We start from the raw sequence: 13,303 nt of genomic DNA on the forward strand, positions 1-13,303 counted from the left end.
TAACCGTCTTATAAGTTTGTGGAGGCAAGCGCCATCTCGTGGTATTTTAAGCCCAGAGTATAAAAGGATACCTTCTTGTTTAAACTTCCCCCGACGACTATTGCACTTATCATCATTTGCTTCGGATCCATTATTGGTCCACTTGGAATGGCAGGCGTTAACATCGCGATACCCAATCTTGCTGAAGATTTAGGCGCAAGCGCAAAAATGATCGCTTGGATGCCTACATTGTATTTACTCAGTAGTGTCATATTTATGCTCCCGTGCGGAAAAATTGCAGATAACTATGGCCGTAAACGCGTTTATACTTTTGGTTTAGGCTTAAATGCACTCGCCTCGTTTATGTGTGCGATAGCAACCTCTATTGAGTGGGTCCTTTTTTGGCGCTTTATTCAAGGTGCGGCTGGGGCCATGATTTTTGGTATTGGGGTTGCTATCATTACTTCGGTCACGCCAAGTAACAAACGAGGTATGGCGCTCGGCACTTCTGCGGCGTGTGTATACATAGGACTCAGTGGAGCGCCTGCAGTAGGAGGTTGGCTGACAGAGCTATGGGGATGGCGCACTGTGTTTTACTCGCAAATTCCGTTGGTACTTATGCTGCTCATTGCTATTAAGTTGTTTTTACATGGAGAATGGAAAAATGATACCAAAACCCCCTTTGACTGGTGGGGTACCGTCATTTTCTCGCTTTTTGCACTGTGTTTAGTATTAGGGCTGAGTGACTTACCGAGTACAGCGGGCTGGTTATTAACCGTGCTTTCAATCATCTGTTTAATGTTATTTATTGTCCATCAAAGTAGAAGTCGACGCCCTTTAATTAGAGTACAAATGTTTTTAGAAAGCCGAGTGTTCAGCCTATCACTGTCGACTTCATTTCTAATGTATGCCAGTAACTTTTCACTGGCCTTTTTATTAAGCTTATACCTGCAATATATTAAAGGGTTGAGCCCTGCACAAGCTGGGCAAATAGTATTACTTCAAGCAGTTTCAATGGCTATAATGGCGCCTCTAGCCGGTAAACTTGCCGATAAAATACAGCCTCGCTTACTTGCCACATTTGGCTGTATGATTGCCATGATTAGCTTTTTTATGCTGTCCCAACTATCGGTTAGTTCAAGCATAACTTACATTAGCGGCTCACTACTATTATTAGGGATTGGGTTTGGCTTATTTTCAACCCCAAACAATAACGCCATTATGGGGGCTGTCGATAAAAGTGAGCTAGGCGTCGCATCTTCCTCAATGAACTTATCTCGTACAATTGGTAATTTATTTGGCATGAGCTTAATCAACTTGATTGTTCATTATTACCTTGGTGACAGCACCTTTTCAGCACAAAATAGCCACGCATTAATGAGTACCATTTCATTGGCGTTTAAAATATCTTTCGGATTTGTAATTTTAGCAAGCTGTATTTCTGCGTTTCGTGGCCGAGCTTAATTTATTGAAGAGTATGGGGGTGTTCAAAAACTAAATAAAATATCTGCTAACAATAAACCTATCTCCAGCGGCTGATCCAACCTACGATGGGAATATTTTTTTTCGTTCAGGGATCTCCATTAAAAAATCTGTACTACCCACATCAAGACCTTTTTGACTTAGCAAGGTTGATAATTGTCCGCGATGATGAGTCTGATGGTTAAAAAAATAACAAACTAACTCTCCAAAATTACGATTGCTCTTAATGCCTTGGGTGTTGATATACGCTAATTTTTTAGCAAAGTCGTTCTCATCAGCTTCGCTTTTAAGCCAATGCAAAAGTAATAGATCGACTTTATCCCGTGCTATTTTGAACGAACTAAAATCAGAAAATAATATGTCAGCGAGTCCATTTGGTTTTGGTAATTCAAGTATATTTTTTAAAGTTTGATACTTACTTGAATGAGCCGAAAACCGTGATAACCAAATGATATCGCCGATTAATATATGATTAAGCGTTCCGATTATAGAGCTAAAAAATGCACCCAAGTCTTCGTTTATTTCTTCATCTGATAATGTAGCAATAGCGTCTGTAAATTGCGTGTTCATGCGATGGTTATAACTAGCCATTAAAGTAAAATGCTTTAATAATTCCATACGTACGCGGAGCCCTTAGCCTTTTGTTTAGATCTAGTTAAATGCTTAAAACCACACTATGCAAGTTTTGATGTGGTCAAAAGCATTCCTACTTATAAAAACTTTATTCTAAAAGCTGTGTTATTGTTGTTTGCACAGTGTCATATTCTGATGACTCAACAAAGCCAATTGAAAACCGTTGCGCTGTAGTAAGGTATTTATTTTTATTACTTCGGCCAAAACCAAATACTGTCATATCAGGCCTACTTACGTAATTATCCGGATTTTCGTCATCTTCATGATGTAATAAGTACAGCATACGCGGGCTATTCACATCACCAAACGCTATCCATTCAGGTGAAGGTAAATCACCTAAGAATGGTTCATCAATTAAATGAGTTTTAGTGTCTGCAGATGAATACCAAAAATCTGTTCTATCCATTTCGCCATAAGGTACACCTTCATATTGCACCCAATAGCTATATCCTTCACTGACTTTACTCATGGTAAAATCTAACCGGCGTGGGTAAAAATCCCATTGCCCTTGCCATTGTTTGTTTTCAGACGTAAAGGTAATACGCACGTGTTGTTCAGATTCAATATCTACCACAGATGTAGATAGCTCTGTGCCAGCATTGAGTGCATGGAAATAGTTACCGTCTTGTTTATGAATCGCATTAGGAAATCCGCGATACTCTCCTTTATGCCCTGAGCCTTTTTCATTATGAAAACCAAGCCAATCAACCCCCTCTTTATCGACAAGACTTGATAACCCCCCTCCTTTCTTTTCAAGATAATAAGTCGCGTTAGTTGTGTTAATTATGTAGCTAGAAACGCCCCCTGCGGATTCATCAATACCATGAGTAAGTTGCACATACTCATTAACAGTACTTTTTTGGGTATCAGTCGTGCAGCCAAATATAAAAAATAAAGTACTTAGCGATAAAACCGAATAACTTAATTTTGTTAGTTTCACAGGTATCTCCTTCTAAATTTATTACGAACGTGTATTGCAGGATACGGCGTTACGCTTGCTGTTTGTAACGCCGAAAATCATTAAAACGCTATGCTAATGCGTGTGTTGGCTTTGCACTTTTTTTCAACAACACACCGGTAACAAAAATGATCAACGCACAACAAACAAAAATTAAGCGCCCCCACCATGGGTTAGGTATTAATGCCATAAAGACAATCCCGGTGCCCATATACATCACCATAGAGCCAAGTTTGTTACGTTGCTGGCGGTCGTAATCATCTTGTTCACCATCAGCTATTACAGGAGTCTCAAGGTCTTTAAAGAACTCATCTGTCTGCTCTTTATATCGGTCGTTTTCCTCTTTATAAAACAATGATGTTAAACAGAAGAACCCAGCAGTGATCACTAAATGTGCGCCGATGGTTAATATCAAGTTCATATCGGTTGCTTCTCTTGGCGTAAATTCAGCAATACCAATAAAACGCGCAAAAACATCAGGCGTTAATATATTCATCACAAACCATGAAACAAATAAGCCAAGTGCAACTGTAACCCAAGGAGCCCATGAGGGTGTTTTCTTAATAAATAAACCAAAAATCAACGGTATTAAGATGGGTACTTGGATCATCACAGAGAACGACATCATTAAATCAAACAAACTAAGCTCTTTTAAGGACTTGAAAAACAACGCCATCACAATAACTAGTAAACCACTGATAAAGCTTAATATTTTACCCATTTTTAAAAGGTGCTCATCTGTTACTGCTTTGTTGCGCTTTGCTAAAATGGGTTGATAAATACTGCGAATAAAAATACCTGAGTTTTTATTTAATGCTGAATCCATTGATGACATAGACGCTGCAAATAACGCAGCTAACAATAACCCTACAGTCCCTATCGGCATCGCATTTCGTGCAAACACTAAATACACAGCATCGGCGGCTTTATTACCAAGCTCAGCATACGCAACCGCTGCATCTGGGTATAAAATTGCAGATGCCCAAGGTGGGATAAACCAAATAATACTCCCAATGCCCATCAGTACCATGGCTAATAAGGACGCTTTACGTGCATTGTCTGTGTCTTTTGCATTTAAAAAACGAAATGAATCATTTAAGTTCATTATGGTGATCATTTGCTTGGCGAGGAAAAATACAAAAGTGCCCACCAACAATAAGCCATAATTCATATCAGGGCCCATTACAAATCCTGATGGGAAGTTATCGACTAACTCGACCGGGCCACCTACCATAACTAGTGCCACTATCGCGCACGCGATAGACACTACTGCAACCACCAGCGTTTGCACAAAATCAGAGGCAACAACACCCCACGCCCCCGACAACACCGAAATAAACAACACAGCTAAACCGGTAACAATAATAGTGACGTTTATATCCGCCTCAAATACTGCACTGGTAAAAACGCCTAGCGCATTTAACCAAATACCGGCATTTAAAAAGCTAAAAACGATCAAGGCACACGAGAAAAACAATTCATTTTGGCTACCAAAGCGCCGCTTGATACCCTCGGTTGGAGTATCTACACGCATTTGACGAAAACGGTGCGCAAAATACGCCCAGCCACAAAAGTAAGCGAAAGTATTAGCAAAAAACACTAAGCTCACGGCAAATCCATCTGTAAATGCTTTGCCCGCTGCTCCCGTAAAGGTCCAAGCAGAAAACTGCGCCATAAAAGCGGTAGATCCAACCATCCACCACAGCATCCGCCCGCCACCACGAAAGTAGTCACTGGTTGATTTTGCTGCCATTTTTTTAAAGGTAAAGCCAATACCAATAACTAACAGAAAATAACCTACTATCACTGCGTAATCATAGAACATGTTATCGTCCTTTTATTAAAGTTTACTAACGTCTACCCAGTAATCATTTTTACGAATTAGGTCTATGAGTTGCTGATATTGACTGCCTTCTTTAAAAGTCTGATAAGGCTGTACCTCTTTGCCTTCAATATCACTGACCATTTCACGAATAAGATAACGCCAGTTTCTTTCGGTATCGCCTTCTACATCAGGTATATTTGCAGCTATGTCACTTGGTAATGGTTGCTCTAGCCACGCTTTAGCATCCCCCCCATTACTTTCACCATATAAATAGAGTGGCCCTGCGCCGTAATGACCTTTAATATAAATGGCGCCTTTACTGCCATAAAATACAATATGATCTTCATTAAAACGTGGGTGTAAGCCGCCATGTTTAAACATGACCGATACAGGCTTTTTCGCAAATTCGCTTTCAAGTTGTGCAAGCACGTTATAAGACCATTCAACATTCGATTTCCCCCACTTTAATGAAGGGTCATTGATGTCCTTAGGAATAAAGTCACGGCGTGTTTTAAAATTATGTACCCCTTCAACAATCGGTGCTCGTCCTAAATCGTCACGTACCTCTCCCATAATGGATAATATTTTTTCACCGACCACAGAGGTCACTATCGACATCATATGAGTAAAGTTATTGTTTAAGCGCCCACCCCCCTCTTCTTGGCGATGTGACCAACCAAATGGAATATCACGCTCTAGGTTAAAGTGAGAAATACACTCGACTTCGAGAGGTTCACCAATAGCTCCCGCTGCTACTAAACGTTTAGCATGTAAAATTTCTGGCATGTATCTAAAGCTCGATGCAAAAGCGGTTTTAACACCTTTTGCTACTGCTAAATCGTACAACTCTTTTGAGGTAGAGCCATCGGCTGTTAATGGCTTATCTGAAAATACATGGCAACCAAAAGCAATGGCTTGTTTGATAGGCTCAACATGAGCGCCGCCTGGTGTGGCGATAGATACCACATCCGGTTTACACTCTTCTAGTGCTTGTTGCCAATGAGTGCCCGCGTACGCAATTCCCATATCTTTGGCAACTTGGTTAACAACACTTTCGGTTCTTCCTACTATGCCAACAACTTCAGCACCTGCGTATCTAAATGCTTCTGCGTGGCCTTGTCCTGCAAAACCAGTTCCGTGAACTAATACTCTGACTTTATTACTCATTTTGTCACCTGTGATTCTTTTAAATTATCTATTATTTTTATAGCTACTAAATTGTGTTTACCAGTTCCACACTGTTCCGTCTTCTAATCGGCTTACTGGTAAATACGAGCGTTTATACGGATATTCAGCTGCGGCCTCTTCATCAAACTCAATGCCTAAACCAGGGGCTTCACTCATTATTCCCATGCCATTTTCAACGGTGAAATTGTGTTTAAAAATACGGTTTAACCCTTCGTTACCAAAACCAACAAACTCCTGAATACCAAAGTTAGGTGCCCAAATGTTTAAATGCATATGAGCTGCAAAACACACTGGGGATAGATCTGGTGCACCATGTGGCGCAGTTTTAACATTGTAAATACTGGCAAAGTCGGTAATTCTTCTAAGTGCTGTAATTCCACCAGCATGCGTTGCTGCTACACGAATATAATCAATTAATTGATTTTGAATCAGGTCTTTACAGTCCCAAATGGTGTTATAAGTTTCACCAATCGCTAAGGGCGAGGTGGTATGGTTACGAATAACCTTGTAACTATCTTGGTTTTCTGCGATGGCTGCATCTTCAAGGAATAGTAAGTTGTAAGGTTCTAGTAACTTACCTAACTTAGCAGCTTCAATTGGGGTAAGGCGGCTGTGAACATCATGAGTAAAATGCACTTCATAACCAAAGCGCTCTCGGGCTTGTTTAAATAACTCAACAATTGAATTAAAATACTTGGCAGTTGACCATTCTTCTTCAGGTGGTAGCGGGCGGTTACCTTGTAATTCAAAATAATCTTTTTTATCGCCAAGCACACCATAGGTCACTTTTAGCCCTGGAATAGCTGATTGCAAACGAATAGCCTTAAAACCGTTATCAATATGCTCTTGGGCTTTATTTAAGGTATCGTCAATATTTTCGCCATTTGCATGCGCATAAAACGTGACACCTTTGCGACTTCTCCCACCTAACAATTGGTAGACAGGCAAGTTAGCTACTTTGCCTTTAATATCCCACAATGCCATATCGATGGCAGCAATTGCAGCCATCGTGATTGGCCCTTTGCGCCAGTAAACACCTTTGTATAGGTATTGCCAAATATCTTCAATTTCTTGTGGGTCGCGACCAATCAAGCAAGGCACAAGATGCTCTTCTAAATAAGCAACCACCGCCATTTCACGGCCATTTACCGTTGCATCGCCTAACCCATAAGTCCCTTCATCTGTCGTTATTTTAACTGTTACAAAGTTTCTTCCTGGGCTGCATACAAATACTTTTATGTCTTTAATTTCCATTGGTTTTCCTTATTTAGATTACCAAACCTAAAATTTACTAAACCGATTTAGTTGAAAATTATAGTACTGATGCAAAATTACTAAGTCAACAACATTTCTTAAATCAAATCTCCTCCGTTTAAGATCCTTCTTCGCTAATAAATAAGATAAACGAGGAAATATCAGAAGTTTAATTAATGAACAATAATAAAATTTATAAATAAGCTAGCATCTTAAAACTAACCGTTAACACATTTATTACAATCGCTCAAATATAACCCTATTGACATCTGGTTATTATGTGTTAGGTTTTTAATAAATCGATTTAGTAAATCGGTTTTATTTTTGGTTGGTTACATTTTTTAAGCGATTTGTTTACACGAACAATAACGACAACACACATAGTTAAAGGGTTAATCATGAACATAAAATTAAATAAAATAAGCTCTGCACTGCAAAATCGTCGGTCATATTTACCTTTGTATAGTGCCGCGTTAGCCGCATTTTTAGCTGCACCAAACATTCATGCTCAGGAAGTTCAAGCTGATGATGACCTTGAAGTTATTCAAGTAAGCGGTATACGCAGTGCGCTGACAAGCGCACTTTTAGAAAAGCGTGATTCAAATAATTTAGTCGAAATTATCGAGGCCGAAGATATTGGTAAATTGCCTGATCAAAATCTTGCGGAGGTTTTAGAAAATGTAACTGGTGTGCAAATTACACGCACTGCGGGTGTTGGCACAGGTGTACAAATCCGTGGTACTAACGCTAACCGCACTGAAATAAATGGCGTATCAACTGTTGGCTCTGGAGCGGGTCGTAGTGGAATTAATTTTGAGGATGTATCAGCTTCCATTATTGCCGGTGTCGAAGTTACAAAATCGCCAGATGCAAAAACCATTGAAGGCTCTGTAGGCGGTACTATTAACTTGCGTACAATTCGCCCACTTCAATTAAGTGAACCTCTCGCATCAGTTAGAGTACAAGGTGAATCTAGTAGCCTGTCAACCGATGGTATAAAACCTCGTCTTTCTGGCACATATGGTGATAATTGGTTTACTGAACATGGTGAGTTTGGCGTTGTAATTAGTGCAAGTTATGCTGAAAAAGATGTAACCGCTTTTCGTCCGCGTGTTGACCGTGATAACGTGATTACTTCAGATGGTGGTACTGCAAACGCTCAAGATTTTGATTTTTTAGGTATTCAGTTTCTAAACCAAGATTACGATAATCACGAGTATGAGACTAAGAATATATCAGGCTCATTTGAATGGGCTCCAAATTCTGACTCAAAACTTTATTTTGACGCCACTATAAATGATCAACAACGCTATGCTGAAGGTGTAGCAATACAAGCATCCGGTGTCAGTGATGTTATTGGTGTAGGTGTTCCAACAGCATTTGAAACAGTTAATTTTGGCACCTTGAAAGGCCAAAACCTAGGTAGTATTCAAGCGGCTACTCAAGGGGTTATTCCTGTTGAAGATGGTGGTGGCGATCCAAACTTACGTGTTAATGCTGATACCAGCTCTCGGGTAACAAAAAGCGAAATATTTAGACTTGGTGGAGAGTGGCAAGGTGACAACCTTAAAGTAGTTGTTGAAGCATCAACATCAACGTCTGATTCATCAAACCCACGCATCAACACCAGACTTAACTTTATAAACCCAAATGCTGCACTTAATTCATCTAATGAAAATGGCACACCATTTATTTATGACTTAACTGGAGGTTCACTCGCATTTGGTGTTGCATTCGATGAGGCGAACTCCCCAACAGTCGCAGATATGATGAACCCAGCAAATTATATGCTGCGTGATGTACAATCCGCTCGCGATAAAACAGAAAACACTGAAGACGCTTTTCGTGTTGATCTAACTTACGGTTTAGATTGGTCAATATTTACTAGTATAGATTTCGGATTACGCCACAGTAAAGCAACGAGTATGACAGATCAAATCCGCTCTAATGTGGGTTTAAGAACAGCAGCAGATAGCCCGCGAGGTGACTTATTTGCTGAACTGCTAATTGCGGGTCCAGATAACTTTGGCGATGCTGATGGTAGAGAGTTATTTGTAAGTGATTTTCTCATGGTAAACCCTGAGATGGTTTCAGCCGATCAAGATAATGTGTTACGTATTTTAAACGATGCAGTAACCGCCCATGGCGGATCAACACCTATTACAGCGCCAACGTCTGAAGTAAGTGCATTTTTTGATATTGAAGAAACGACAAACGCACTTTACGCCCAAGCAAACTTTTCAACCGATTATATACGCGGTAACGTGGGTGTGCGATATTTAGAAACAGAAGTAACCTCTACTGGTAATTCTGTTACTACCGATACGGATGGCAACCCCACAGTATCAAAGGTCACAAACGTAGGTGATTACAGCTTTTTCTTACCGCGCATTAACCTTGTTGGCGATGTAACAGAGGACTTAGTTCTTCGTGCTGGTTGGGGGAAAGATATACGCCGCCCTGACTTTAATGATCTTTCAACTTCGGTAACGTATAGCACTAGCCCTAACCCACCGGTTTCAGTTGGTAACCCTAACTTAGAACCCGAAGAGGTGACTTCATTTGATCTTTCAGCCGAATGGTATTTCGCACAAGCCAGTGTATTTAGTATTGGCTATTTTCATAAAACACGTAACAACCTATTTGCTAATCAACAAGTCGACCCATATGAAGACCCAGAAACAGGGTACCGTGATACAACAGGCCCTGATTGCGAACAAGGGGGGATTTGGAACCCTATTGCTGATATTAATGTATTTGGCCCTGTGGGCGTGGGTGTTTGTGTACCTTGGTCAACAACGATCAATGACACTGGCGAAACCACCCAAGAAGGTGTTGAAATGGCGGTTCAGTATGACTTATCTAGCTTTGAAAGTGAGTTAGGTTGGGCATCAGGTTTTGGTGTTTTAGCAAACTATACGTATCAAAAGTTTGATGGCGGTGAAGCATTAGATTATGCCGCAAGTCGTCCAAATGAGGTATTTGCAGCAACAACGGGGATTGACGGAATTGAAGTCTCAGCGCTGCATGGGCTCCCAGATTTATCTGAAACCGCCTATAACTTCACCTTGTATTACGAAAAATTTGGCCTAAGTGCAAGAATGCGTTACACCTGGCGTGAAGCATATCGTTCTGAAGATTTCGGCAGTACAACTACATACCCATGGGGCTTCATGGTTGTACAAGAAGACAGAGGGCAACTTAATGCCAGCATTAGTTATGATGTAACAGAGCAGTTAAACATTGGCATCGAAGGGGTTAATTTAACCGAGTCCGAAGTGGCTCAATCTTGTGTCAATGGCGGAGCATTACTTTGTTTCCAAGGTCTTACTGATCGCCGCATTACTTTTGGTGCAAGTTACCGCTGGTAAAATTAACACTTCTAGATGATATAAATAGCGGCCATATATGAATATGGTCCATTTTTTAACTTCAAAACATAGCTTATGCACAATTGCTGGAGATCACATAATATGAAGATCAGGACACTATTTTTGAGTACAATTGTATTGCTTGCATTCACTTTTACCGCCAAATCACAAACTGCTTATACCTTAAAAAATAATGATGTAACTGTCATCAAAGGCGTGCTTACAAGTACAACACTCACTGATGCTACAGGTGATAATTATCGTCCTTCGGTTATTATTCCCAATAAACTCGATGGACAAGTTATCAAAAAAATTGGCAATAATGCCTTTCAAGCCAATGGCCTAAAAGCCGTAGGCTTACCTTCAGGGCTCACCGCTATTGGCGATTTTGCTTTTCAAAATAATCGTATATCAAGTGTCGAATTACCTTCTGGCTTAACATCAATCGGCAAAGGTGCTTTTGAATTTAACACACTAACCCGTGTAGATTTACCTGCGGGGATCACAACTGTTAGCAAAGGTGCGTTTGCAACAAATAGTATTAATCATGTAACCTGGCCTACAGGACTTAAAAGCGTCCAAGGCAGTGCTTTTAGAGATAACAGCCTCGTTATTGTCGACTTGCCAAAAGGTGTAATATCTATTGGGGATTTTGCTTTTCAAAATAACCGTATAACCCGTGTAACTTTTCCGTCAGGTATCACAACCATTGAAGATAGCGCTTTTAATGTTAATTTTTTAATCACAGTGGATTTACCCGCAGGACTTAAAACCATTGAAGAAAGTGCTTTTCGAGATAATCGTTTAACCCACTTAAACTTACCGAAAGAGCTTGAGTATATTGGTGAAAAAGCGTTTTTGGCTAATCGCCTTAGTCAGGTGGATTTACCTGATGGAGTGACCTATATTGGAAAAGACACGTTTAAAATCAATAGCGACTTTAACAACTTTGTTTTACCAAAAGGTACCACAGCAAGTACTCCTCTAAAGTGGCAAGCAAGTGATGGCACAATTTTAAATTCAAAGCATATTGTTTCAACGGATAGCTTTGGCAAGAGTTATAAGGCTATTACTCTCGATTAAATAACCTACCCCAGCAACCATAGTGTTGAGGTCAGCTTAGCTGATATAGCACAATGGTTGCTTTATCTTCATTACTACTTTCGCTATAAATCTAGGATAAACGCTTTTTTATAGCGATAAAACGGAATTGTTTTAAGCAGCTCTTCAATGGGTAGTAATGCGAAAGCCCAAAAAATTGAAACCTCAAAATACAAAACTAATAATGCACACACAGGTAATGCTATAACCCACTGCGTAACAAAATGAACTTTTAGCACTAAATTACTCTTACCCAATGCACGAAGTATGTTTCCTGCCACTGTATTGTAGGCTCTAATGATAGGCAAAATGATATATAAGGGTGCAATAATCATTAATGCGATTTGCGTTTCTTGTTCTATATCGGGATAAATAAACGCCATGTACTGATTCAGTACACTAAACAACCCTGCAATAATAACCGCTAAGAACATGGCAACTTGCGTACTATGACGGGAAAATAGTTTTAAATTCCCCGTTTCTTTATGACCTAAAAGTTGGCTAATACTAATTGCAGATGCTTGCGCCCAGGCGTTAGGGAACTGCGTTCCTGCCCGTAACCAAGGGAAAATTAAGGTGATAGCCACAAATGCATAGAGATCTAATTGAGCAAACAATAATTGATACGCCGTCGAGCCAACACTCAGCAAAAGGAAATTAGCTGCAATTGGGTATATTTCACAAAACTGCGGCCCAATTTCACGTAAGAATAGTGTTTTTTTAGGGAAGGATAAGTCCGTTTTTTCATCTGTACCTAATACAACGTAAAAAAATACAGCCCTTAAGCTGACAGCTATCAAGCTCCCCCATGCCGCACCTTCTAAACCAAGCCCTTCATTGTTATTAAACCCATTGATCAAAAAGTAGCTAAGTAATGCATTAATGGGTAATTCGAAGATAAAGCCCTTTAAAGAGACTTTAGAGTTACCGCGACCATTACAAAAGGCCGTGCAAACTTGCGTGTAAGCTGTTATCAAAACAATATACTTAGTAATTGATATATATTGCTCTGCTAATTGCGCTATATCAACATCGTCAGTTATAAACGCAATTAAGCTTTCACTGCTCACAGTCAAAATAGCGATACAGCCCAATGCTGTTGAAATACTTATAAAAAGGCCTGACCAATAGGCTATTGTTAAACCCGCTTTATTGCCTGAGCCGAACGCTCGCCCGACAAGTAATTGCACCCCATTACCAATAGCGATTTCAAGACCCAGTACAAATGCAATAATTGTGGTAGCAATCCCCATAGCGGCAATGGGTACTTCTCCCAACGACGCAACAAGCAATGTATCAATCATCAACATTGATTGGACTAATAATGCATTAAGTGCGAGTGGCCACGCTAATGCAAAATTATGCCGAATATACGCACGAGGGCTCATTTGAGGATGACCTATATAAAAAACTTACTTTAGGTGAATTTTAAGGGGTTAACCTTTCCAATTCAGTGCACACTATAAGCACCGCAACTAAATCGATTTAGTTGATTAAAATATCACAATATTG

General features: G+C 40.0%; 9 protein-coding genes. 3 read left to right on the top strand and 6 right to left on the bottom strand.

The window, feature by feature from the left end:
* Positions 1–75: 75 nt before the first annotated feature.
* Positions 76–1,443: an MFS transporter gene (locus QMA12_RS15085; protein ID WP_290210540.1), complete on the top strand. Its 1,368-nt coding sequence runs from the start codon at positions 76–78 to the stop codon at positions 1,441–1,443.
* A gap of 81 nt (positions 1,444–1,524) precedes the next feature.
* Here the strand turns inward: QMA12_RS15085 and QMA12_RS15090 are convergent, their stop codons facing one another.
* The 5 genes from QMA12_RS15090 to manD form a co-directional block, all read right to left on the bottom strand.
* Positions 1,525–2,079 (bottom strand): DinB family protein, encoded by a 555-nt coding sequence (locus tag QMA12_RS15090; RefSeq protein WP_290210539.1) that lies wholly within the window; start codon positions 2,077–2,079, stop codon positions 1,525–1,527.
* Between the two features lie 103 nt (positions 2,080–2,182).
* Complete coding sequence (locus QMA12_RS15095) at positions 2,183–2,980, bottom strand: hypothetical protein (RefSeq protein ID WP_087533447.1); 798 nt, start codon at positions 2,978–2,980, stop codon at positions 2,183–2,185.
* A 142-nt stretch (positions 2,981–3,122) separates the two neighbouring features.
* Positions 3,123–4,877 carry a transporter gene (locus tag QMA12_RS15100; RefSeq protein WP_290210538.1) on the bottom strand — a complete coding sequence of 585 codons (1,755 nt, stop codon included), beginning with the start codon at positions 4,875–4,877 and terminating at the stop codon, positions 3,123–3,125.
* A gap of 15 nt (positions 4,878–4,892) precedes the next feature.
* Positions 4,893–6,044 (bottom strand): Gfo/Idh/MocA family oxidoreductase, encoded by a 1,152-nt coding sequence (locus QMA12_RS15105; RefSeq protein ID WP_087533389.1) that lies wholly within the window; start codon positions 6,042–6,044, stop codon positions 4,893–4,895.
* 57 nt (positions 6,045–6,101) lie between these two features.
* Positions 6,102–7,319, bottom strand: a complete 1,218-nt coding sequence (gene manD, locus QMA12_RS15110) for a D-mannonate dehydratase ManD (RefSeq protein WP_290210537.1) — start codon at positions 7,317–7,319, stop codon at positions 6,102–6,104.
* 398 nt (positions 7,320–7,717) lie between these two features.
* Between manD and QMA12_RS15115 the strand changes: the two genes are divergently transcribed.
* Both QMA12_RS15115 and QMA12_RS15120 read left to right on the top strand, forming a co-directional pair.
* Positions 7,718–10,690 carry a TonB-dependent receptor gene (locus QMA12_RS15115; RefSeq protein ID WP_290210536.1) on the top strand — a complete coding sequence of 991 codons (2,973 nt, stop codon included), beginning with the start codon at positions 7,718–7,720 and terminating at the stop codon, positions 10,688–10,690.
* Between the two features lie 123 nt (positions 10,691–10,813).
* Positions 10,814–11,773, top strand: a complete 960-nt coding sequence (locus tag QMA12_RS15120; RefSeq protein WP_254911218.1) for a leucine-rich repeat domain-containing protein — start codon at positions 10,814–10,816, stop codon at positions 11,771–11,773.
* 83 nt (positions 11,774–11,856) lie between these two features.
* On the opposite strand, the gene QMA12_RS15125 is transcribed toward QMA12_RS15120, so the two are convergent.
* On the bottom strand, positions 11,857–13,179 hold the full coding sequence (locus tag QMA12_RS15125; protein WP_290210535.1) for an MATE family efflux transporter: 1,323 nt from the start codon (positions 13,177–13,179) through the stop codon (positions 11,857–11,859).
* Positions 13,180–13,303 lie beyond the last annotated feature (124 nt).

It is taken from the genome of Pseudoalteromonas sp. APC 3893 (assembly GCF_030408095.1).
Lineage (GTDB): Bacteria > Pseudomonadota > Gammaproteobacteria > Enterobacterales > Alteromonadaceae > Pseudoalteromonas.